Origin of the sequence: Micromonospora coriariae, assembly GCF_900091455.1 — a bacterium.
GTDB lineage: Bacteria > Actinomycetota > Actinomycetes > Mycobacteriales > Micromonosporaceae > Micromonospora > Micromonospora coriariae.
This window is the reverse complement of the sequence record NZ_LT607412.1, coordinates 3,056,399-3,078,002: the sequence shown is the minus strand read 5'-3', so window position 1 is coordinate 3,078,002 and position 21,604 is coordinate 3,056,399. Positions and strand designations below refer to the sequence as shown.

Genomic DNA, 21,604 nt, shown 5'->3' with positions numbered 1-21,604 from the left:
TAACGACCAGACTTCCCTTATGTCGTCGAGGGTGTTAGGGCTGGTCAGGGCGAGCCATCCGGAACCGGCCGCGGCGGTGACCACAGTGGCGGGTCTACTGGCCTGGGGAGTGGGGCACCGGCCGGCCGGAGTCGCCTCGGTGGTGCTCGCGGTGCTGGCCAGCCAGCTCGCCGTGGGCTGGACCAACGACGCGCTGGACGCCGAGCGGGACGCCACGGTGGGGCGTACCGACAAGCCTGTCGTCGCCGGCGCGGTCGGCCGTCGCACCACGGCCTGGGCCGCAGCGGCGGCCGCGGTGGCCTGCCCGCTGCTGGCGCTCACCACGAACCCCAGGGCGGCGTTCTGGCTCACCGTCGCCCTGGTCTCCGCACTGCTCTACGACTGGCCGCTCAAGGCCACCGCGTTCTCGGTCCTGCCGTACGCGGTCTCCTTCGGCGCGCTCCCCGCGTTCGTGGTGCTGGGGCTGCCCGGCGAGCCGACCCCGCCGGCCTGGCTGCTGGCGGCGGCCGCCTGCCTGGGCGCCGGGGCGCATTTCGCCAACGTTCTGCCCGACCTGGCCGACGACGCCCGCACCGGGGTGCGCGGCCTGCCGCACCGGTTGGGCGCGACCGGTAGCCGGGTCGCCGCGGCCGGGTTGCTCCTCGCGGCGACCGCGGCCCTGGTCCTCGGACCGCCCGGGCCGCCGTCGGCTGTCGGGTTGACGGCGGTCGGCGCGGCCGCCGTGGTGCCGGCGCTGGGCTGGTACGCCGGGCGCTCGGCGGTCCGGGCCGGCCGGCGGCCGGTGGCCGCCTTCCGGGCGGTGATGCTGGTGGCCCTCATCGACGTGGTCCTGCTGGTGGCGAGCGGTCGGGTGGTGTGAGCGGCACCCGGGAAGGTGGCATTGCCCGGGTCCGCGTGCGGGCCTCGATCAGCCCCAACTACCCTGGAGCGCGGTCTGCGCGGGTATGGCCACCGTGCCCGGCGTGCGGCCGGGTGGGGATCGTGACGAGGAGGACCGACGTGACGCGCTCGATCAGGGGATCCCGGCGGGCGGCCCTGCTGCTGTCCGGGATTGCGGCGGCGACCAGCCTGCTGGCGTCCGGGTGCGGCACCGGCCAGATCGCCGAGACCGCCAACAAGGAGCCGTCGGTCCAGGGCGTCAACCTCTCGGCCGGCAACGGCGCCTTCGCGGTGCGCGGCCTGCTGGTCGACTACCCGGGCACCGAGGGCTACCGGGCGGGGCAGGACGCCGCCCTCAACGCCGTGATCTACAACGACTCGAAGGACACGGTGACGGTCACCGTCACCACCGAGAGCGCCCGTGAGGTGGTGATCAGCGGCGGTTCGGCGAGCCCGTCGCCGTCCGCCTCGGAGTCGGCCTCCGCCAGCCCGTCCACGTCCGAGTCCGGCTCGGCCAGCCCGTCGGCGACCCCGTCGGAGACCGGGTCGTCCTCGGCCACCCCGTCCGCCCCGGAGTCGGCGCGGGCGTCCGGCTCGGCCAGCCCCTCGGCTCCGGGTCAGCCCGCCCGGATCGAGCTGGCTCCGCTGAGCTACCTCCAGCTCAACTCCGAGGCCACCCAGCAGCTCCGGCTGATCGGCCTGACCGAGGCGCTGCGCTCCGGCCAGAACGTCTTCCTGACCTTCGACTTCGGTAACGGCAACACGGTCACCGGCCCCGCGCCGGTCGCGGTGCCGCTCACCCCGGCGGCTCCCCCCTCGCCGATCATCGAGCGCGAGGGCGGCTACGAGGGTGACGAGGGCGGCACGACCCACGGCTGACCCGACCGACATCGACAAACGCCCCGGCGTGGTGACCACCACGCCGGGGTGTTTTCGTCGTACGCGAGGGCTAGCGTCCTGATGTGACCACTCCCCGATCGACCTCTCCGCGCGGCGCCACGGCCGGCGGCGCCCGCGGTCGGTCCACCGCCCGCGAGCCACGTCCGGCGTACGAGTGCGACGCCTGTGGCCACCAGCCGCCCAAGTGGGTGGGGCGCTGCCCGGAGTGCGGTGAGTGGGGCTCGGTGGTCGAAAGCACTGTGACCGGGCCTACGGTTTCCGGTCGGGTGGTCAGCTCCCGGCTGCCCGCCGAGCCGGCCCGACCGATCGCCACCATCAGCGCCGCACCGGCCCGGGCCCGGCCCACCGGGGTGAGCGAGCTCGACCGGGTGCTCGGCGGTGGCCTGGTCCCGGGCGCGGTGGTGCTGCTCGCCGGCGAGCCGGGCGTGGGCAAGTCCACCCTGCTGCTGGACGTGGCGCAGCAGTGGGCCGTCGGCGCCGGCAGCCCGTCGCTGGTGGTCAGCGGCGAAGAGTCGGTCAGTCAGGTGCGACTCCGCGCCGAGCGGATGGGCACCCTGCACGACCAGCTCTACCTCGCGGCGGAGAGCGACCTGGCGGCGGTGCTCGGGCACCTCGACGCGGTCAAGCCGGGCCTGCTGGTGCTCGACTCGGTGCAGACCATCTCGACGACGGGCACCGAGGGGGTGCCCGGTGGGGTGACCCAGGTCCGGGCGGTCACCGCGGCGCTGGTCTCGGTCGCGAAGGAACGTGGCATCGCCACGGTGCTGGTCGGGCACGTCACCAAGGACGGCCAGGTCGCCGGCCCCCGGGTGCTGGAGCACCTGGTCGACGTGGTGCTGCACTTCGAGGGTGACAAGCACTCGTCGCTGCGCCTCGTGCGCGGTGTGAAGAACCGGTTCGGCGCGGCCGACGAGGTCGGCTGCTTCGAGATGCACGAGGGCGGCATCAGCAGCCTCGCCGACCCGTCCGGGCTGTTCCTGACCCGTTACTCCGAGCCGGTGCCGGGCACCTGCGTGACGGTGGCCATGGAGGGGCGCCGCGCCCTGGTCACCGAGGTGCAGGCGCTGATCGGCGCGACGGTCGCCGGCTCGCCCCGGCGTACCGTCTCCGGCCTCGACTCGGCCCGGCTGGCGATGGTGCTCGCGGTGCTGCAACGCCGCACCGAGCGGCTCACCCTGCACGACCGGGAGGTCTTCGCGGCCACCGTGGGCGGCATCCGCGTGGTGGAGCCGGCCGCCGACCTGGCCGTCGCACTGGCGGTCGCCTCCGGCGGGCTCAACCTGGCCATCGCGCCGCACCTGGTGGCGATCGGCGAGGTGGGGCTGACCGGCGAGGTGCGCCGGGTCGGGGCGGTGCCGCGCCGGCTGGCCGAGGCGGCCCGGCTGGGGTTCAAGGTGGCCCTGGTCCCTCCCGGCTGCGGCCCGGTCAGCACCGGTGCCGGTCCCGAGCAGATGCGGGTGACCGAGGTCACGGACGTCCGCTCGGCGTTGCATCATGCCGCTCGCGCGTCCGCCGAGTGACCCACCGTGTCGACGGGGACGGCGATACCGGACAGCGCACCGCAAGCGGGAAACGGTCGGAGGGGGGCATCGTGACACATCACAGTAACCACGACAGCACCCACCGCACGGCAGTCCGTAGACTGTGCCCGTGCCGATCGACCGCGATACCACCAAGCCTGCCGGCGCGCCGCCCCACGCCCGCACCGGCGGCGTGGGCTCGCCCGCCCGCACGATCAGTGTCAGCGTGACCGCGGGAGCCGCCGGGAGCGCCGGGGACCCGCTGCGGGCGAACCTCGCCCTGATGGCACCCGGCACCGCTCTGCGGGACGGGTTGGAGCGCATTCTGCGCGGCCGCACCGGCGCGCTCATCGTGCTCGGCTACGACAAGGTCGTCGAGGGCCTGTGCACCGGTGGCTTCCCCCTGGATGTGGAGTTCTCCGCGACGCGGGTGCGGGAGCTCTGCAAGATGGACGGCGCGGTCGTGCTCTCCAGCGACGGCACCCGGATCGTCCGGGCGGCCGTGCACCTGATGCCCGACCCGTCCATTCCGACGGAGGAGTCCGGCACCCGGCACCGCACCGCGGAGCGGGTGGCCCGGCAGACCGGCTATCCGGTCATCTCGGTCAGCCAGTCCATGCGGATCATCAGCCTCTACGTCAACGGTCAGCGACACGTGCTCGACGACTCGGCGGCGATCCTCTCCAGGGCCAACCAGGCGCTGGCCACCCTGGAGCGCTACAAGCTCCGGCTGGACGAGGTCTCCGGGACGCTCTCCGCGCTGGAGATCGAGGATCTGGTCACCGTACGGGACGCGGTGGCGGTGGTGCAGCGACTGGAGATGGTCCGCCGGATCGCTGACGAGATCGCCGGCTACGTGGTCGAGCTCGGCACCGACGGCCGGCTGCTCGCCCTCCAGCTCGACGAGCTGATGGCAGGCGTGGACGCCGACCGGACGCTTGTCATCCGGGACTACCTCCCGGTCGGCCGCAAGTCCCGCACTCTGGACGAGGCGCTGGTCGAGCTGGACCTGCTCGGCGCCACCGAGCTGATCGACCTGGTGTCGGTGGCCAAGGCGATCGGCTACCCGGCCGCATCGGACGCGCTGGACGCCGCGGTCAGCCCTCGGGGCTTCCGACTGCTGGCCAAGGTGCCCCGGCTGCCGGTGCCGGTGGTCGACCGGCTGGTGGTGCACTTCGGCAGCCTCCAGCGGCTGCTGGGTGCCACGGTGGAAGACCTGCAGGCCGTCGAGGGGGTCGGCGACGCCCGGGCCCGGGGCGTCCGCGAGGGGCTGTCCCGGCTCGCCGAGGCATCCATCCTGGAGCGGTACGTCTGACCCGGCTCAGCCGGTGATGGTGAGCTTTACCGGCGCGCTGAGCTTGGTGCCGACCCGGGCGAACACCTGGTACGTCCCGACCGGCGGGAAGGGCCCGGCGGCCAGCCCACTGCCGTTGCAGCGGCTGGTGTCCCGCCCGTTCCAGCCCACCTCGTAGGCACGCTCGAAGTTCGGGGTGAAGGACTGCGGGTCAGAGCCCTTGACCTTGCCGCAGGTGTCCGACGACCACACCTTCTCGGCCCCGGACTTGATGAAGATCTCCTGGAGGTCGGCGCCGACGTTCCGGGTGCACGTCCGATCCGAGGTGTTCTTGACCTTTAGCTGCAGGTCGACCACCGCTCCGCGTTGAACGGAGGTGGGCCGTGCCACCGAGGTCACGCTGATCTCCGCGTCGGTGCAGGTGCCGTCGTCCACCGACCCGGCGGCCGAACCCGGTGGCGGGTCGTTGCTGGTGGTCTCCGGACTCGGACTCCCGGTGTCGGGATCCTCGGAGGCCGGCGGAGCGCCGGTCTGCGGGGTCAACACCGGCCCGCCGGGACCCGGGCTCGCGGCGGACGTCGGAGCCGACGTCGACGTCGCCCCCGCCTGCGGTCGATCGTCGGAGCGACCCGAGCCGGTGCAGGAGTAGAGCAGGACAATCAGGAAGAGAAGCCCCGCTCCGAGTACGACGGCGCGACGCCGCCAGTACACGGCGGGTGGCAGGGGGCCGACCGTCAGACGCATGATGCCTCCCACCGTAGCGGCGCTGCGCCCGCCAGCCCGCCGCGACGCGCCGGAACGTCGCCGGCACCACCCGGAGACCGTCCACTGAGGAGAGACAGGTCGATCGCCCGGCGCATCGTCAGAGGTAGACCTTGCGCTGATAGACGGCGTGTGCGCCGGCCACCCGGTCGAGGAACAGCAACCCGGCGCAGTGATCGATCTCGTGCTGCAACGCCCGTGCCTCGAAGCCGTCGGTCACCAGACGGACCGGCTCCCCGCTGCCCGGCAGGTCGCCCTCCACCACCAGCCGGCTGGCCCGCTTCACGTCCCCGGTCAGGTCCGGCACCGACATGCAGCCCTCCCGCCCCGGTTTCCACCGGGTCGCCTCGACCACCCGGGCGTTGCAGAGCACGAAGGTGCCGTGCACGGTGACGGCCTTCGGGTGCCCGGTCACGTCGACGGCGAACACCCGGGCCGGCACGCCGATCTGCGGTGCGGCCAGGCCGACGCAACCCGGCGACACCCGCATGGTGGCGACCAGGTCGGCGGCCAGCCGGACCGTGTCCCCCGCCGTTGGGTCGACCTCGCCGCCGGCCCGGCTCAGCACCGGGTGCGGGGCCGACACCACCGCACGCACCTCGCCCGGCACGGCCAGCGACTCGGGCGTCCAGTCGCCCAGGCCGACGTACGTCCCGACGTTCCGGCCGGTGTCCGGGCCGCTCCGCTCGCCGGTCACAGCAGATCCGGATCCGCCGGCCGGAGGGTGACCTCGACCCCCAGCTCGCCAGCCGTCCGGTGCAACCGGTCGATCAGTGTGCCGGCGACGCCGGTTGGCAACTCCACCTCGGCCAGCACCACGTAGAGCGAGCCGGCCAACCGGGTGCTCAGGTCGGTGACGTTCCCACCGGCGTCCACCAGCACCCGGGTCATCGCCGCGACGATGCCCATCCGGTCCGACCCGTGCACCGCCATCACGTACGGCTCGCCCACTGGGGCCACCTCACCGTCCGGGGTGACCGCGCGTACCGTCGCCAGAAGCTGGCCCTCGGCGGCCAGCGGCGCCAGCGCCGCCTCGACCTCGGCGGCGGCCGGACCGGTGCAGATGAGGGTCATCGCGAAATGCCCCCGCAACCGGGTCATCGTGCTGTCGGTGAGATTGGCGCCCAGTCGGGCCAGCACCTCGGCGACGTCGGCCACGATGCCCGGCCGGTCCCGACCGATGACGGTGATCGCGAGCTCGTTCATCCGGGCATTCTGCCCGATCCGCCGGCCGCCGCCGTGACACCCCGCCCGAGCCGCCCATCCAGCGGGACCGCGCCGCGTGACATCATCGACGGCGCGATGACTCAACCCGATTTCGCCACTCTGGTCAGCCACTGGTACCGAGAGCACGCCCGTGACCTGCCGTGGCGCGAGCCCGGCGTCAGCCCGTGGGCCATTCTGGTCAGCGAGGTCATGCTCCAGCAAACGCCTGTGGTCCGGGTGGTCCCCGCCTGGCAGGCGTGGTTGGCCCGCTGGCCGGACCCGGCCGCGCTGGCGGCGGACAGCCCGGCCGAGGCGATCCGGATGTGGGGGCGCCTCGGCTACCCCCGCCGGGCCGTCCGGCTGCGGGAGTGCGCGGTCGCGATCGTGGACCGGCACGGCGGCCAGGTGCCGGAACGGCTGGAGCAGCTGCTGGCGCTGCCCGGGGTCGGCACGTACACGGCACGGGCGGTGGCCACGTTCGCGTACGGGCAACGGCACCCGGTGGTCGACACGAATGTGCGCCGGGTGGTCTGCCGGGCAGTGGCCGGCGAACCGGACGCGGGGGCGGCCACCCGACCGGCCGACCTGGTCGCGACCGAGGAACTGCTGCCCGCCGAGCCGGCCGCAGCGGCCCTGGCCAGTGCGGCGTTCATGGAGCTGGGCGCGGTGATCTGCACGGCCCGGTCACCGCGCTGCGCGGCCTGCCCGGTCGAGTCGGTCTGCGCGTGGCGGGCCTCCGGCCAGGAGGCGCCGGCCGGACCCACCCGCCGCCCCCAGCGGTACGCGGGCACCGACCGGCAGGTACGCGGTCTCCTGCTCGGGGTGCTCCGGGAGAACACCGGACCGGTCCCCCACCAACGGCTGGACCAGGTCTGGACCGACGACGTGCAGCGAGCCCGGGCCCTGGCCGGCCTGGTGCAGGACGGGCTTGTGGAACCGGTGGGCACCGACGCCTTCCGCCTCACCGGCGACGGCCCGTCCCTGCCCACCGCCGAACTCGCCACCTGACCGAGCCCTCCGGCGCGCCGCCGCTCGGGCAGGGGCGAGGTCCGCGACGAGCGCGAAAGGGCAGGGGCGCAGCGAAAAGAGCGGGGCCCCGGTGGCTTACGCCACCGGGGCCCCGCTCCCTGATGCTGCTTGTGCTACTCGTCCGCGCCCGCGGCGGCGGTGCCACCGAGGTCGGCCGGCACGGCGTCCGGAACTTCCACCGGCTTCTCCGCGCCCCGGAACACGAGCTTGGACTTGTCGATGTCGTTCGGGTCGCCCTCGCAGTCCACCACAACGATCTGACCCGGGGTCAACTCGTTGAACAGGATCCGCTCGGACAGGTTGTCCTCGATGTCGCGCTGGATCGTGCGACGCAGAGGACGGGCACCGAGCACCGGGTCGAAGCCCTTCATCGCCAGGTACTTCTTGGCGTTGTCGGTCAGCTCCAGACCCATGTCCTTGTTGCGCAGCTGCGTCTCGATCCGCTGGATCATGATGTCCACGATCGAGAGGATCTCGTTCTGGCGCAGCTGGTGGAAGACGATGGTGTCGTCGATCCGGTTGAGGAACTCAGGCCGGAAGTGCTGCTTGAGCTCGTCGTTGACCTTCTGCTTCATCCGGTCGTAGTTGGACTCGGAGTCCTCCGAAGCCTGGAAGCCGAGCGACACCGCCTTGGCGACGTCCCTGGTGCCCAGGTTGGTGGTCAGGATGATGACCGTGTTCTTGAAGTCCACGATCCGACCCTGACCGTCGGTGAGCCGACCGTCCTCCAGGATCTGGAGCAGCGTGTTGAACACGTCCGGGTGGGCCTTCTCGATCTCGTCGAAGAGAACCACCGAGAACGGCCGACGCCGCACCTTCTCGGTCAGCTGCCCGCCCTCGTCGTAGCCGACGTAGCCGGGAGGGGCACCCACCAGCCGGGAGACCGTGTAGCGGTCGTGGAACTCGGACATGTCCAGCTGGATGAGGGCGTCCTCGCTGCCGAACAGGAACTCGGCGAGCGCCTTGGACAGCTCGGTCTTACCGACGCCGGACGGGCCGGCGAAGATGAACGAGCCCGACGGGCGCTTCGGGTCCTTCAGGCCGGCCCGGGTACGCCGGATCGCCTTCGAGACGGCCTTGACCGCGTCCTCCTGGCCGATGACGCGCTTGTGCAGCTCGTCCTCCATGCGCAGCAGGCGCGAGGTCTCCTCCTCGGTCAGCTTGTAGACCGGGATGCCGGTCCAGTTGCCGAGCACCTCGGCGATCTGCTCGTCGTCAACCTCGCTGACGACGTCCAGGTCACCGGCCTTCCACTCCTTCTCCCGCTGCGCCTTCTGACCGAGGAGCTGCTTCTCCTTGTCACGCAGCTGGGCGGCGCGCTCGAAGTCCTGCGCGTCGATCGCGGACTCCTTGTCGCGACGCACCTGAGCGATGCGCTCGTCGAAGTCGCGCAGGTCTGGCGGCGCGGTCATCCGGCGGATCCGCATCCGGGCGCCGGCCTCGTCGATCAGGTCGATCGCCTTGTCCGGCAGGAAGCGGTCGGAGATGTACCTGTCGGCCAGCGTTGCGGCAGCCACGAGCGCTGCGTCCGTGATCGAAACGCGGTGGTGCGCCTCGTAACGGTCGCGCAGGCCCTTCAGGATCTCGATGGTGTGCGCCAGCGACGGCTCACCCACCTGGATCGGCTGGAACCGGCGCTCGAGCGCGGCGTCCTTCTCCAGGTGCTTGCGGTACTCGTCGAGCGTGGTGGCACCGATGGTCTGCAGCTCACCACGGGCCAGCATCGGCTTGAGGATGCTCGCCGCGTCGATCGCGCCCTCGGCGGCACCCGCACCCACGAGGGTGTGGATCTCGTCGATGAACAGGATGATGTCGCCGCGGGTGCGGATCTCCTTGAGCACCTTCTTGAGGCGCTCCTCGAAGTCACCGCGGTAACGGGAACCGGCGACCAGCGCACCGAGGTCGAGCGTGTAGAGCTGCTTGTCCTTGAGCGTCTCGGGCACCTCGCCCTTGATGATCTTCTGGGAAAGCCCCTCCACCACGGCGGTCTTACCGACGCCGGGCTCACCGATCAGGACCGGGTTGTTCTTGGTACGGCGGGAGAGCACCTGCATGACCCGCTCGATTTCCTTCTCGCGCCCGATGACCGGGTCGAGCTTGCCCTCACGGGCGGCCTGGGTCAGGTTGCGGCCGAACTGGTCCAGCACCAGGCTGGTCGACGGCGCGGCCTCACCCGGCGCGGCGCCCGCCGCGGCCGGCTCCTTGCCCTGGTAGCCGGAGAGCAGCTGGATCACCTGCTGGCGGACCCGGTTGAGGTCGGCGCCGAGCTTGACCAGCACCTGGGCGGCGACGCCCTCACCCTCGCGGATCAGACCGAGCAGGATGTGCTCCGTGCCGATGTAGTTGTGGCCGAGCTGCAGCGCCTCGCGCAGCGACAGCTCCAGCACCTTCTTGGCCCGCGGCGTGAACGGGATGTGCCCGCTCGGCGCCTGCTGGCCCTGGCCGATGATCTCCTCGACCTGCTGGCGGACGCCCTCCAGGGAGATGCCGAGGCTCTCCAGGGCCTTTGCCGCGACGCCTTCACCTTCGTGGATCAGGCCCAGCAGGATGTGTTCCGTACCGATGTAGTTGTGGTTGAGCATCCGGGCCTCTTCTTGGGCCAGGACGACAACCCGTCGCGCTCGGTCGGTGAACCGCTCGAACATGCCCTCGTGCTCCTCACGTGCCGTGCGCCTTGATGGTCAAGATCTTGGCGGGGCCGGTGCACGAACGTCCGGGACGGGCGTCCGTGCCTCCTTACTCTATCGTCGCTGACCGACTCAGCTGAGGTCGTGTGTCTCGGGTACGGGTCGGTTCCACGTCGTTTTGCACAACCGTCCGCGCTCAGGAGGTGTTCCGGTACCCCTGTCGCTACGCGCAGAGCGAAATCCGACTGGCGCGACGGAAGTCCTCTCCCGGCTCCGGAGAGCTCCGGGGAGGGGGCCGGCGCCGGCGACGAACGCCGCGCCCGACCCTGGGGAGGGTTGTCCACAGGCTGTGGACAGCTGCTCCACCGGTTGTGGACAACGTCGGTCGCGCGGGAATGCTTCCCGGCTCTGGGCTCGGCCTCCGGCGTCGGGCTGCGCGCCTGCCGGGAATACGGCGACGCCGGCCCGGAGAGTGCTCCGGCCCGGCGTCGGTGTCGCCCTGCGGCGGCCGTTGGCCACCAGACTGCTGAGGATCAGCGCTTCGCGTGGTACTCGTCGACGATCTCCTGCGGGATGCGCCCCCGGTCCGAGATGTCCTTGCCGGCCTTCTTGGCCCACTCCCGGATCGCCTTGTTCTGCTCCCGGTCGGCGGTCGCGCCGCCCCGGCCGCGGGCGGCGCGTCCACCGATCACCACGCCACCCCGGCCCACCTTGGTGCCGGCACCCACGTAGGGAGCGAATACGTCGCGCAATTTCGCGGCGTTGGAACTCGACAGGTCGATCTCGTACTGAACGCCGTCGAGGGCGAACTTGACAGTCTCGTCCGCGTCCCCGCCGTCCAGGTCATCGACCAGCTTGTGAATGATCTGCTTGGCCACGTCCCACATTCCTTTCGAGCAGGGTGCTCCTGCTAACGAGAGCACAATAACCCGCGCGCCGCGCGCCCCGTCAATAGGATGCGGTATCGACACGGCGCGAGCCGCGCCGGACTACTCCGGGCGGACCAACGGGAAGAGGATCGTTTCCCGAATTCCGAGCCCGGTCAGGGCCATCAACAGCCGGTCGATTCCCATTCCCATACCGCCGGCCGGCGGCATTCCGTACTCCATGGCCCGGAGAAAGTCCTCGTCGAGACGCATCGCCTCGTCGTCACCACGGGCGGCGAGCTGCGCCTGGGCCACCAGCCGCTCCCGCTGCACCACCGGGTCGACCAGTTCCGAGTACGCGGTGCCCAGCTCGAACCCGAGCACGTAGAGGTCCCACTTCTCGGCCAGCCCCGGCTCGCTGCGGTGCGCACGGGTGAGCGGGCTGGTCTCCTCCGGGTAGTCGCGGACGAAGGTGGGTGCCTCCAGGCCGGGGACGACAAGCTCCTCGAACAGTTCCTCGGCCAGCTTGCCCGGGCCCCACTTCGGGTCCACGGCCAATCCCACCTTGTCCGCGTACTCCACCAGGCGGGACCGTTCGGTGCGGACCGTGACCTCCTCGCCAAGCGCCTCGGAAAGCACTCCGAACAGGGTCACCGACCGCCACTCACCACCAAGGTCGAACTCCCGCCCGTCGGCGTGGGTCACCACGGTCGAGCCGCTCACCGCGATCGCCGCCTGCTGCACGAGATTGCGGGTCAACTCGGCCATCGTGTCGTAGTCGCCGTACGCCTCGTAGGTCTCCAGCATCGCGAACTCCGGTGAGTGCGAAGAGTCGATACCCTCATTACGGAAGTTGCGGTTGATCTCGAAGACACGGTCGACACCGCCGACCACCGCGCGCTTGAGAAACAGTTCCGGAGCGATTCGCAGATACAGATCGGTGTTCAACGCATTGCTGTGGGTCACGAACGGTCGGGCCGCAGCGCCGCCGTGCAGCAGTTGCAACATCGGAGTTTCCACCTCGATGAAGCCCTGCCCATGCAACGAATCGCGAAGGCTGCGCACCGCCGCGGCCCGGGTACGGACCATCTGCCGGGCCTGTGGCCGGACGATCAGGTCGACGTAGCGCTGCCGGACCCGCGCCTCCTCGGAGAGTGGCTTGTGCGCCACCGGCAACGGCCGCAGCGCCTTGGCGGTCATGTCCCAGCGATCGGCCAGCACCGACAGCTCGCCGCGGCGGCTGGTGATCACCTCGCCGGCGACGCCGACGTGGTCGCCGAGGTCGACCAGCCGCTTCCAGGCCTCCAGCCGCTCCGGCCCGACCCGGTCCAGCGACAGCATCGCCTGCAACTCGGTGCCGTCGCCGTCGCGCAGCGTCGCGAAGCAGAGCTTGCCCGTGTTGCGTACGAAGATCACCCGGCCGGTGACCGAGACCTGGTCGCCGGTGGCGGTGTCGGTGGGCAGGTCGGCGTAGCGCCCCCGGACCTCCGACAGGGTGGCGGTGCGGGGGAATCCGACGGGGTAGGCCTCGGCGCCGTCGGCGATCATCCGGTCCCGCTTCTCCCGGCGGACCTTCATCTGCTCGGGAAGGTCGTCGGCGGGGTCCACTGGCACGGCGTTCTGCTCGCTCACGGCACGCTTCCTCGTCACGGAGATACGGGGGGTCAGGCCCGAGCGTACTCAAGCGCCCCGGGGGTCGTTACGGGATAACCTGCGCCTCATGGTCGATCACACTCACGCCCTCTCCTTTGGTGCCGCGGCGAGCGACTATGACCGTTTCCGTCCCAGCTATCCGGAAGAGGCCATCCGCTGGGCGCTTGACGGGCTGAGCGACGCCGCCCAGGTCGTCGACCTCGGTGCCGGCACCGGCATCCTGACCAGGGTCGTACGGGCAGTCGGCCACCGGGTGCTGCCGGTGGAACCCGACCCCGGAATGCGGGCCCAACTGGACTCCGCCACCCCCGACGTCACGGCCCTGGCCGGCAGCGCCGAGTCGATGCCGCTACCGGACGGCAGCGCCGACGCCGTGCTGGTCGGCCAGGCCTACCACTGGTTCGACAAGGAGCGCGCGCACACCGAGGTCGCCCGGGTGCTCCGGCCGGGCGGGACGTTCAGCCCGATCTGGAACGTCCGGGACGAACGCGTCGACTGGGTGGCCGAGCTGGGCCGGATCGCCCACATGGGCGACAACACCACCGACCTGACCGGGTCGGTGACCGACTTCGGCCCGGCCTTCGACGCGGTGGAGCCGGGCGTGTTCGAGCACCACACCACGCTCACCCCGGACGAAGTGGTCGGGATGTGTCGCACCCGCTCCTACTACCTGACGGCGGATCGCCAGCAGCAGGCGTCGGTCGACCGGGAGCTGCGGGAGCTCCTCGCCGGCCATCCGGACCTGGCCGGACGGGAGAGCGTCGAGCTGCCGTACCGCACGCTGGTCTTCCGGGCCCGCCGACGCTGAACGCCACGGGTCACAGGTTCCGGTCGTAGACCATGCGCAGACCGATCAACGTGATCATCGGCTCGTGGTGGGTGATGCTGCGGCACTCGTTGATCACCAGCGAGGCGAGGCCACCGGTGGCGATCACCGCCTTCACCTCGCCCAACTCCTCGGTCATCCGCTCGACGATCCGGTCCACCTGCCCGGCGAAGCCGAAGTACAGGCCGGCCTGGAGGCACTCGACGGTGTTCTTGCCGATCACCGAACGCGGCTTGGTGGCCTCGACCTTGCGCAGCTGGGCGGCCCTGGCGGCCAGCGCGTCGAAGGAGATCTCGATGCCCGGGGCGAACGCACCACCGAGGAACTCACCCCGACCGCTGATCACGTCGAAGTTGGTGGTGGTGCCGAAGTCCACCACGATCGACGGCCCGCCGTAGAGCGTGTACGCGGCCAGGGTGTTCACCACCCGGTCGGCGCCCACCTCCTTCGGGTTGTCGATCGCCAGTTGAACCCCGGTCCGCACCCCGGGCTCGACGATCACGCTCGGCAGGTCGGCGTAGTAGCGGCCGAGCATGGTGCGCAGCGAGCGCAGTGCGGCCGGCACCGTGGAGCAGGCGGCCACGCCGGTGATCTCGACGTTGTCCCCGGCGAGCAGCCCCCGGAACATCAGACCCAGCTCGTCCGCCGTCGAACGGGCATCGGTCTTGATCCGCCAGGAGTGCACCAGCTTGTCGCCGTCGAAGGTCGCAAGCACGGTGTTGGTGTTTCCGATGTCGATGCAGAGCAGCACGCACGCAGCCTAGACAACGACCGTCCGGGCGGGCGCGGACCGGCCGGCGGACCGTATCCTGGTCCCATCACGGCATGAACATAGGTCGATCCACGGCGCGGCCGGACGGGGAGCGGACATGTCGGGGACGTGGTGGATGCGCGGGCGCAACACCCTGCGCCGGCGCCGGCGGCACGTGCTGGTGCTGGTCGCGCTGGCCGGCGGCGCGATCTGGATGATCGTGCAGGCGTGGCAGGCGTCCCGACGGGAGACCGGCAGCTTCGCCGGTGACCTCTACCTCAACATCGGCGCCGCGCTGATCATGACGCTGCTGACCTATGTGGTGCTCAACCCGCTCTTTCGCGAACTCCAGACGGTCAGCATCATCGAGCATCCCCGGCTGGACCGGGACGCGCTTATCGAACGGGTCGCCCAGTGCCGGGAGACCGTGGCCATCCTGGAGACCTGGACCAGCATGCTCGAGGGCCCGTACGCGACCCGGTTCGTGGCAGCGCTGCGCTCCGCACTCGCCAACGGCGCCACCGTCAAGGTGCTGCTGCTGGATCCGGACTCGCCGGCGGTTCGGCTGCGCGGCGAGGAGCTGCGCCGGCGGGACGCCTCGGTGGCGATCCTGAACAACCTGTGGCACCTGGCCCGGCTCCGCGAGGAGCTGCCGGAGACCGCCCGGGCCCGGCTCCAGGTCCGGGTCTACAGCGCCGCCCCTTCGGTGCAGATGTACCGCTGGGACGGCAAGGCGTTCATCTCGTTCTTCCCGGTGCAGGGCAGCACCTTCGACACGCAGCAGATCGAGGCGTTCGTCTCCACCCCACTGGGCGAGTTCGTCGACGACCGGTTCGCCGAGCTGTGGGAGACCGCGCCCCTGGAGGACCTGGAGGCCTGCCTCAGCCTGCGGCTCTGCCTGCGGCAGGCCGGGCGGGACCTGGAGACCTGCGAGGCGCTCTACGTACGCTCCGACGGCGACTGGTACATCGCCGGCACCGACCTGGTGCGTAACGTCGCCCGGCACGGGCTGGCCGGGCTGAGCGTGGTGCTGGACCGGCCCGAGGCGGCCGGCGAGGTCTTCGCCATCGGCGAGGCCGACGAGCTGGCGCCCGAGGTCTACAACCGGGTGCTGGAGCTCTTCCGCGCCAAGTACGGCCTGGACGGCCGGCAGGACACCGAGAACCGGGTGATCTTCAATCTGGCCACCACCTCGCTGACCACCGTCTGAGGCCCGGCCAGGCATCCCCTACTCGACGCGCAGGTCCATCGCGATGTCCAGGATGGGCGACGAGTGGGTCAGCGCGCCCACCGAGAGGAAGTCCACGCCGGTGGCCGCGTACCGGCCGGCCACCTCCAGGGTGAGCCCGCCGGTCGCCTCCAGCTCCGCCCGGTCACCCACCGCCGCCACCGCCTCGGCCAGCGTCTCCGGGCTCATGTTGTCGCAGAGCAGGAAGTCCGCGCCGGCGTCCACCGCCTCCAGCGCCTCGCCGACAGTGGTCACCTCGACCTGCACCGGCACCTCCGGGAACGCCTCCCGAACCCGCCGGTACGCCGCGGTGATGCCCCCGGCCGCGAGCTTGTGGTTGTCCTTGATCATGGCAACGTCGTAGAGGCCCATCCGTTTGTTGGTGCCGCCGCCCGCCCGCACCGCGTACTTCTCCAGCGCCCGCAGACCCGGCGTGGTCTTGCGGGTGTCCAGCACCATGGCCTTCGTGCCGGCCAGCGCGTCCGCCCAGGCACGGGTGTGGGTGGCGACCCCGGACATCCGGCACAGCAGGTTGAGCGCGGTCCGTTCGGCGGTGAGCAGCAGCCGGGTCGGCCCGGTCACCGTCACCAGCACATCGCCGCGGGCCACCCGCTCGCCGTCGCGGGCCACCTGCGACACCTCGACGGTACGGCCGAACCCGGTCACCTCGCCGACCAGCTCGAACACGGCGGCGGCCACGCTCAGCCCGGCCACCACGCCGTCCGCGCGGGCCACCAGGTCGGCGGTGTCGGTCTGCTCCGCCGGGATGGTGGCCACGCTGGTGACGTCGAGGAAGTCCGGCCCCAGATCCTCGACCAGCGCGTTCTCGATCACCCGCCGTACCTGCGCCGGGTCCAGGCCGCCCGCCCGCAACGCCCGCTGCGTCGACTCCGTCATCGCCGTTCCTCCCACTGCTGCGTCAACCGACCCTGCGCCCCGACCGACCCGACCAGGTGCCCCAACCACCGCTCGTCGGCCGTCGGGAAGTCCTCCCGCCAGTGGCAACCCCGGGTCTCGCCGCGCGCGTACGCGGCGGCCACCAGAGTCGACGCCACGGTGAGCAGGTTCGTCGCCTCCCAGTCCGCTGTCCGCGGCCGACCTCGGGCGGAGCCCAGCTCGGTCAGCGTCCCGGCCGTCTCGGCCAGCGTGGCAGCCGAGCGGAGCACTCCGGCGCCCCGGGTCATCGCCCGTTGCAGGGCGGGCGTCGCCTCGGCCGGCAGCACCCAGCCCGCACCACCCCGCCACGCGCCGGTGTCCGCCGGTCGGATCTGCTCGGGCAGGCCCGCCGCGATGTCGTCGGCGATCCGCCGGGAGAAGACCAGGCCCTCCAGCAGCGAGTTGCTGGCCAGGCGGTTCGCGCCGTGCACACCCGTGCAGGCGACCTCACCGCACGCGTAGAGGCCGGGGATCGAGGTGCGGCCGAAGAGATCCGTACGGACACCGCCGGAGGCGTAGTGCGCGGCCGGGGCGACCGGGATCAGGTCGGTGGCCGGGTCGACGCCGATCGCCAGACAGGACGCCACGATGGTCGGGAACCGCCCGGCCAGGAACTCTCCGCCCAGGTGCCGGGCGTCCAGGAAGACATGGTCCGCGCCGGTGGCGAGCAGCACCCGGTGGATGCCCTTGGCCACCACGTCCCGGGGAGCCAGCTCGGCCAACTCGTGCTGGCCCACCATGAACCGCTTGCCGTCCCCGTCCACCAGGTACGCGCCCTCGCCGCGCAGCGCCTCGGAGACGAGCGGCTGCTGCGCGTGACCGGCGCCGGGCACACCGGCGCCGGGCGGCGTCATCAGGGCGGTCGGATGGAACTGGACGAACTCCACGTCGGTCACCGCCGCGCCCGCCCGCATCGCCAGCGCAACCCCGTCCCCCGTGGAGACGGCCGGGTTGGTGGTGGCCGCGAAGATCTGGCCCATCCCGCCGGTGGCCAGCACCACCGCCCGGGCCAGCAGTGCGCCGACTCCGTCCTCGCTGCCCTCACCGAGCACGTGCAGGGTGATCCCGCAGGCCGGGCCGAGCCCGTCGGGGCCGTCTCCCGGAGCCCGCAACAGGTCCAGCACCAGGGCGTGCTCGACCAACCGGATCCACGGGTCCCGCCGCACCGCCGCGTGCAGGGCCCGCTGCACCTCGGCCCCCGTGGCGTCCCCGCCGGCGTGCACGATCCGGTCCGCCCGGTGCCCGCCCTCACGGGTCAGCATCAACGAACCGTCCGGGTAGCGGTCGAACTCGGCGCCGATCCGGATCAGCTCCCGCAGCCGGATCGGACCCTCCTCGACCAGCACCCGGACCGCCGCCGGGTCGCAGAGCCCGACGCCGGCGACCTCGGTGTCCGAGGCGTGCGCCGCCGGAGTGTCCCGCGGATCGAGCACCGCGGCGATGCCGCCCTGCGCCCACCGGGTCGAGCCGTCATCGATATTGACCTTGGTGACCACCGTGACGTGCAGGCCCGCCTCGCGCAGGTGCAGCGCGGCGGTCAACCCGGCCACCCCGGAACCCACCACGATCACGTCGGTGGTCTCCACCCAGCCGGGGGCGGGCGCGGCCAGCAACGGGGGCAGGGCCGGCAGGTCGACGGTCGGAAGGTCCATCCCCCCAGTCAACCCGAACCGTCCTCGTCCGGGGCGCCGGGGGCGGGACGAGTGGTATGGGCTACCCCGTCCCGCGCCCACCGCACCGCGCCGACCGGCGGGCGTTGGTCACTTCGTCCGGACCGGCAGCCCCGCCGGGCCCGCACTCCGCAGCGAGGCGGTCACCGTACGGTCGCTGAGCCACAGGTAGCAGCGGACCCCCCGGTCACCGACCCGCCAGCGCCCCGCACCCGGCGGGCGGACGACCACCCCGCTGCGGAACCGCAGCGCGGCGTCGTCCGGCACACCCACGTACCGGCCGAGGACGCTGCGACAGCCCGTGTAGAGCGGCGCCCACTCGGCATCCCGGGTCGGGTACGGCCTGTCCGGCGCTCGCCAGACCCCGACGAACTCGGCGTCGTGCCGAGCGCCGCACTCCACCGGGACCAGCGTCTGCACGCCCCGGCCGGACCCGCCACGGGTCTGCTGGCAGCCCAGCCGCAGCCCGGAGGGCCCCTTCAACGCGTCCCGCAGGCTGCCCGACCGGACCACCACCATGGCCGCCGCCTCCACCGTGGTCAGCTCGCTGAGGTCGCACCTGTACCAGCGGGACCCCGCCGCCCAGCCCGGCGCCGAGGGCAGCGCCACCGACAGCCGCAGCCGGCCCGCCCGCCAGTCGTCGCCCACGTACCCGGTGGCCCGGGTGTCGCACTCGGCGAACGCGCCACGCAGCTCCGCCGAGCCGCCGGCCGGGGCGTTGGCCGCCTCGACCGGAAAGGCTCCCACGTGCACGGTCTCCACCCGGTGCGGGCCAGCGCAGTCCATCGGCTGGTAGCTGGCCAGGGTGACCACGTCGGTGAAGTCGGCGGCCTGACACACCCCGGCGACCGGGGTGAACGCCGCGGGCGGCGGCAGGGCCGCCCAGTCGTCGGTCAGGTCACCGTCCAGGTCGCCGTCCCCGGCGCAGCCGACCAGCAGAACTGCCGTGGCGGCAGCGGCGAGCAGGGTCGTCATCGCACGGCGCATCGCGGCCTCCCCCAGCCACCGACCAGCTTCCGACGGCGGGACAAGGGTAACCGGAAATGACCTTCCGGTGACAGACCGGAATCGCCGCGCGTGGGATCAGGCGCTCGCCACGGCCAGCGGGCTGGGCACCGGGTCTCCTGCCGTGCCGGGTGCCGCCGCAGCCGGATCGGCGCCCAGCTCGACCACCCGGTTGTCGGCGTCCACGTGCACCACCCGCGGCCGGTACGACCGGGCCTCGGCGTCGTCCATCTGCCCGTACGAGATCAGGATGACCAGGTCACCGGGATGCACCAGGTGCGCGGCCGCGCCGTTGATGCCGATCACGCCGCTGCCCCGCTCGCCCGGAATGACGTACGTCTCCAACCGGGCCCCGTTGGTGATGTCCACGATCGCCACCTGCTCGCCGGGGAGCAGGTCGGCGGCGTCGAGCAGGTCCTCGTCCACCGTCACCGAGCCGACGTAGTGCAGATCGGCCTGGGTCACCGTGGCGCGGTGGATCTTCGACTTGAGCATGGTCCGCAGCATCGGGATGGCCTTTCGCGAAAGTGGTGGAGGGTGCGACCGGGTCAGGGGCGGGGCGCGAGGTGGATGGCCGCGTTGTCGATCAACCGCGTGGCGCCCACCCACGCGGCGATCACCAGCCGCGCCGACCCGGACACCGGCCCCGGCTCCAGGTCGGGATCGGTGAGCACCAGGTAGTCGAGCCGGGCTCCCGGCGTACCGGCGCCGAACGCGGCGTGCGCGGCGGTCAGCACCGCCCCCGCGTCCAGGCCGGCGTCGGCCGCCTGGGCACCGGCCCGCAGCGCGGCGGACAGGCTCAGCGCGGCGGCCCGTTCGGGCTCGCTGAGGTAGCGGTTGCGGCTGGACATCGCCAACCCGTCGGGCTCCCGGACGGTCGGCACGCCGACCACCTCGACCGCCACGTCCAGGTCCCGGGCCATCCGCCGGACCAGGGTCAGCTGCTGGTAGTCCTTCTCGCCGAAGAACGCCAGGTCAGGCCGGGTGAGCTGGAACAGCTTCAGCACCACGGTGAGCACGCCGTGGAAGAAGCCGGGGCGGCTCGCGCCCTCCAGTTCGCCGCCGAGCGGGCCCGAGTCGAGCCGCACCCGGGGCTGGCCGTCCGGGTACATCTCGGCCACCGACGGGGCGAAGACGACATCCGCGCCGGCCCGACGGCACACCTCCAGGTCCGCGTCCAGGGTCCGCGGGTAGCGGTCGAAGTCCTCGTTCGGCCCGAACTGCAACGGGTTCACGAAGATCGTCACCAGCACGTGGTCGGCCCGGTCCCGAGCCGCGCGCAGCAGCGTCTCGTGCCCGGAGTGCAGAGCACCCATGGTCATCACCACACCGACCGAGCCCTTCAGCCCGACGCGAGCCTCGGCCAGGTCGGCACGGGTGTGTACGAGCTGCGTCACGCGGCCACCTCCCGGCCCGAATCGGCGAGCACGCCGAGCAGCGACTGCGCGTCCACCGGGCGCAGCCGGCCGGCGGCGATCGCCCGGTCGGCGGTGCGCCGGGCCAGCGCCAGGTACGCGGGGACGGACTCCGGGGCGGTGGCCGTCAGCCGGGCCAGATGCCGCCGCACGGTGCCCGCGTCGCCCCGGGACACCGGGCCGGTCAGCGCGTCGTCGCCGAGCCGCAACGCGTTCTCCAGGGCGGCCCGCAGCAGCGGGGCCAGCACCTTCTCCGGCCGGGCCACCCCGGCGTCGCGCAGCCGGTCGGTCGCCTCGTTCACCAGGGTCACCAGGTGGTTCGCGCCGTGCGCGAGCGCGGCGTGGTACAGCGGGCGGTCCGCCTCGGCCACCCACTCGGGCACGCCACCCAGGTCGGCGACCAGGCGGGCGGCCAACGGGCGCAGCTCCGCCGGTGCCGTCACCCCGTACGAGATGCCGTCGAGGCGGGCCAGGTCATCCGGCGTACCGGTGAAGGTCATGGCGGGGTGCAGGGCGAGCGGCCGGGCGCCCGCCGCGGCGATAGGTGCCAGCACGCCGAGACCGTGGGCGCCGGAGGTGTGCGCGACGACCTGGCCGGGGTGCAGGGCGCCCCGCTCGGCGAGGTCGGCGACCACCCCGGCCAGCGCGTCGTCCGGTACCGCGATCAGCAGCAGGTCGGCGGCGGCGCGGGCGACGGCGGTGGCCGGGCGGCGGGGAACCTCGGGCAGCAGCAGGGCGAGGCGTGCACGGCTGGCCCCGGATTCACCCGTGACGGCGGCCAACTGGTGCCCGGCGGCGGCGAGCGCGGCGCCCAGCACGGCCCCGACGCGGCCCGCGCCGAGGACACCGACGGTGAGCAGGCGGGGGGTGACGCGGGCGCCGGGAACGGCGCGATCCCGCGACGCGGCAGGCCCTTGAGGGGCGGCCGGGCGCGGGCGCAGCGGTGCGCTCATGACGACGATCCAGTCCTCGAGAAGGGGTACCGGTCGATCGCAAGTATGCGCCCGGCCCGCCGAACCGGGACAAGCATGTGTGAA

20 protein-coding genes are annotated in these 21,604 nt (G+C 72.3%); 7 read left to right on the top strand and 13 right to left on the bottom strand.

From position 1 onward, the window contains the following. Nucleotides 1–19: 19 nt before the first annotated feature. From GA0070607_RS14420 to disA, 4 genes are all read left to right on the top strand, one after another. Complete coding sequence (locus tag GA0070607_RS14420) at nucleotides 20–859, top strand: UbiA family prenyltransferase (RefSeq protein WP_089018667.1); 840 nt, start codon at nucleotides 20–22, stop codon at nucleotides 857–859. A 140-nt stretch (nucleotides 860–999) separates the two neighbouring features. Beyond that, nucleotides 1,000–1,758, top strand: coding sequence for a hypothetical protein (locus GA0070607_RS14415; RefSeq protein WP_089018666.1), 759 nt, complete (start codon nucleotides 1,000–1,002; stop codon nucleotides 1,756–1,758). A gap of 83 nt (nucleotides 1,759–1,841) precedes the next feature. Further along, complete coding sequence (gene radA, locus GA0070607_RS14410; RefSeq protein ID WP_089018665.1) at nucleotides 1,842–3,299, top strand: DNA repair protein RadA; 1,458 nt, start codon at nucleotides 1,842–1,844, stop codon at nucleotides 3,297–3,299. Nucleotides 3,300–3,429: 130 nt separating this feature from the next. Next, nucleotides 3,430–4,614, top strand: coding sequence for a DNA integrity scanning diadenylate cyclase DisA (gene disA, locus GA0070607_RS14405; RefSeq protein ID WP_089021854.1), 1,185 nt, complete (start codon nucleotides 3,430–3,432; stop codon nucleotides 4,612–4,614). A gap of 6 nt (nucleotides 4,615–4,620) precedes the next feature. Here disA and GA0070607_RS14400 read toward each other — a convergent pair whose 3' ends face one another. The 3 genes from GA0070607_RS14400 to GA0070607_RS14390 all read right to left on the bottom strand — a co-directional run bounded on the left by GA0070607_RS14400 (nucleotide 4,621) and on the right by GA0070607_RS14390 (nucleotide 6,561). Beyond that, nucleotides 4,621–5,337 (bottom strand): RAD23 family protein, encoded by a 717-nt coding sequence (locus GA0070607_RS14400; RefSeq protein ID WP_089018664.1) that lies wholly within the window; start codon nucleotides 5,335–5,337, stop codon nucleotides 4,621–4,623. Nucleotides 5,338–5,455: 118 nt separating this feature from the next. Then, the gene (locus GA0070607_RS14395) at nucleotides 5,456–6,052 is read right to left on the bottom strand and encodes a peptide deformylase (RefSeq protein ID WP_089018663.1); all 597 of its coding nucleotides are present in this window, start codon (nucleotides 6,050–6,052) and stop codon (nucleotides 5,456–5,458) included. After that, on the bottom strand, nucleotides 6,049–6,561 hold the full coding sequence (locus GA0070607_RS14390) for a glycine cleavage system protein R (RefSeq protein WP_089018662.1): 513 nt from the start codon (nucleotides 6,559–6,561) through the stop codon (nucleotides 6,049–6,051). Before GA0070607_RS14390 ends, GA0070607_RS14395 begins: the two co-directional genes overlap by 4 nt. Nucleotides 6,562–6,657: 96 nt before the next feature. Between GA0070607_RS14390 and GA0070607_RS14385 the strand changes: the two genes are divergently transcribed. Next, nucleotides 6,658–7,569, top strand: coding sequence for an HhH-GPD family protein (locus GA0070607_RS14385; RefSeq protein WP_089018661.1), 912 nt, complete (start codon nucleotides 6,658–6,660; stop codon nucleotides 7,567–7,569). 134 nt (nucleotides 7,570–7,703) lie between these two features. Here the strand turns inward: GA0070607_RS14385 and GA0070607_RS14380 are convergent, their stop codons facing one another. The 3 genes from GA0070607_RS14380 to lysS form a co-directional block, all read right to left on the bottom strand. Beyond that, on the bottom strand, nucleotides 7,704–10,235 hold the full coding sequence (locus tag GA0070607_RS14380) for an ATP-dependent Clp protease ATP-binding subunit (protein WP_089018660.1): 2,532 nt from the start codon (nucleotides 10,233–10,235) through the stop codon (nucleotides 7,704–7,706). A gap of 515 nt (nucleotides 10,236–10,750) precedes the next feature. Next, complete coding sequence (locus GA0070607_RS14375) at nucleotides 10,751–11,095, bottom strand: histone-like nucleoid-structuring protein Lsr2 (protein ID WP_074318984.1); 345 nt, start codon at nucleotides 11,093–11,095, stop codon at nucleotides 10,751–10,753. 111 nt (nucleotides 11,096–11,206) lie between these two features. Beyond that, nucleotides 11,207–12,715 (bottom strand): lysine--tRNA ligase, encoded by a 1,509-nt coding sequence (gene lysS / locus GA0070607_RS14370; protein WP_089018659.1) that lies wholly within the window; start codon nucleotides 12,713–12,715, stop codon nucleotides 11,207–11,209. Nucleotides 12,716–12,803: 88 nt separating this feature from the next. On the opposite strand from lysS, the gene GA0070607_RS14365 reads away from it, so the two are divergent. Then, the gene (locus GA0070607_RS14365; RefSeq protein WP_089018658.1) at nucleotides 12,804–13,544 is read left to right on the top strand and encodes a class I SAM-dependent methyltransferase; all 741 of its coding nucleotides are present in this window, start codon (nucleotides 12,804–12,806) and stop codon (nucleotides 13,542–13,544) included. 10 nt (nucleotides 13,545–13,554) lie between these two features. Here the strand turns inward: GA0070607_RS14365 and GA0070607_RS14360 are convergent, their stop codons facing one another. Continuing rightward, nucleotides 13,555–14,313: a type III pantothenate kinase gene (locus GA0070607_RS14360; RefSeq protein ID WP_074315086.1), complete on the bottom strand. Its 759-nt coding sequence runs from the start codon at nucleotides 14,311–14,313 to the stop codon at nucleotides 13,555–13,557. Between the two features lie 118 nt (nucleotides 14,314–14,431). Between GA0070607_RS14360 and GA0070607_RS14355 the strand changes: the two genes are divergently transcribed. Then, a complete protein-coding gene (locus tag GA0070607_RS14355; RefSeq protein ID WP_157743156.1) occupies nucleotides 14,432–15,523 on the top strand; it encodes a DUF5919 domain-containing protein in 1,092 nt (363 codons plus the stop codon). An 18-nt stretch (nucleotides 15,524–15,541) separates the two neighbouring features. Here GA0070607_RS14355 and nadC read toward each other — a convergent pair whose 3' ends face one another. The 6 genes from nadC to GA0070607_RS14325 all read right to left on the bottom strand — a co-directional run bounded on the left by nadC (nucleotide 15,542) and on the right by GA0070607_RS14325 (nucleotide 21,520). Then, entirely contained in the window at nucleotides 15,542–16,438 is an 897-nt protein-coding gene (gene nadC, locus GA0070607_RS14350; protein WP_089018656.1) for a carboxylating nicotinate-nucleotide diphosphorylase, read from the bottom strand. Next, nucleotides 16,435–18,129, bottom strand: coding sequence for an L-aspartate oxidase (locus tag GA0070607_RS14345; protein WP_089018655.1), 1,695 nt, complete (start codon nucleotides 18,127–18,129; stop codon nucleotides 16,435–16,437). The genes nadC and GA0070607_RS14345 overlap by 4 nt, the downstream gene beginning before the upstream one ends. Before the next feature lie 108 nt (nucleotides 18,130–18,237). Next, on the bottom strand, nucleotides 18,238–19,134 hold the full coding sequence (locus tag GA0070607_RS14340) for a septum formation family protein (RefSeq protein ID WP_089018654.1): 897 nt from the start codon (nucleotides 19,132–19,134) through the stop codon (nucleotides 18,238–18,240). Between the two features lie 96 nt (nucleotides 19,135–19,230). Continuing rightward, entirely contained in the window at nucleotides 19,231–19,659 is a 429-nt protein-coding gene (gene panD, locus GA0070607_RS14335; RefSeq protein ID WP_089018653.1) for an aspartate 1-decarboxylase, read from the bottom strand. A 41-nt stretch (nucleotides 19,660–19,700) separates the two neighbouring features. Continuing rightward, nucleotides 19,701–20,549, bottom strand: coding sequence for a pantoate--beta-alanine ligase (panC, locus tag GA0070607_RS14330; RefSeq protein WP_089018652.1), 849 nt, complete (start codon nucleotides 20,547–20,549; stop codon nucleotides 19,701–19,703). Further along, nucleotides 20,546–21,520, bottom strand: coding sequence for a Rossmann-like and DUF2520 domain-containing protein (locus GA0070607_RS14325; RefSeq protein WP_089018651.1), 975 nt, complete (start codon nucleotides 21,518–21,520; stop codon nucleotides 20,546–20,548). The genes panC and GA0070607_RS14325 overlap by 4 nt, the downstream gene beginning before the upstream one ends. Nucleotides 21,521–21,604: the final 84 nt, after the last annotated feature.

Excerpts from the sequence above, each read along its gene's own strand:
- GA0070607_RS14420 (WP_089018667.1), top strand. The coding sequence starts at position 20 with ATGTCGTCGAGGGTGTTAGGGCTGGTCAGGGCGAGCCATCCGGAACCG.
- GA0070607_RS14400 (WP_089018664.1), bottom strand. The coding sequence starts at position 5,337 with ATGCGTCTGACGGTCGGCCCCCTGCCACCCGCCGTGTACTGGCGGCGT.
- GA0070607_RS14390 (WP_089018662.1), bottom strand. The coding sequence starts at position 6,561 with ATGAACGAGCTCGCGATCACCGTCATCGGTCGGGACCGGCCGGGCATC.
- GA0070607_RS14385 (WP_089018661.1), top strand. The coding sequence starts at position 6,658 with ATGACTCAACCCGATTTCGCCACTCTGGTCAGCCACTGGTACCGAGAG.
- GA0070607_RS14380 (WP_089018660.1), bottom strand. The coding sequence starts at position 10,235 with ATGTTCGAGCGGTTCACCGACCGAGCGCGACGGGTTGTCGTCCTGGCC.
- GA0070607_RS14365 (WP_089018658.1), top strand. The coding sequence starts at position 12,804 with ATGGTCGATCACACTCACGCCCTCTCCTTTGGTGCCGCGGCGAGCGAC.
- GA0070607_RS14355 (WP_157743156.1), top strand. The coding sequence starts at position 14,432 with ATGTCGGGGACGTGGTGGATGCGCGGGCGCAACACCCTGCGCCGGCGC.
- nadC (WP_089018656.1), bottom strand. The coding sequence starts at position 16,438 with ATGACGGAGTCGACGCAGCGGGCGTTGCGGGCGGGCGGCCTGGACCCG.
- GA0070607_RS14345 (WP_089018655.1), bottom strand. The coding sequence starts at position 18,129 with ATGGACCTTCCGACCGTCGACCTGCCGGCCCTGCCCCCGTTGCTGGCC.
- GA0070607_RS14340 (WP_089018654.1), bottom strand. The coding sequence starts at position 19,134 with ATGCGCCGTGCGATGACGACCCTGCTCGCCGCTGCCGCCACGGCAGTT.
- panD (WP_089018653.1), bottom strand. The coding sequence starts at position 19,659 with ATGCTGCGGACCATGCTCAAGTCGAAGATCCACCGCGCCACGGTGACC.
- GA0070607_RS14325 (WP_089018651.1), bottom strand. The coding sequence starts at position 21,520 with ATGAGCGCACCGCTGCGCCCGCGCCCGGCCGCCCCTCAAGGGCCTGCC.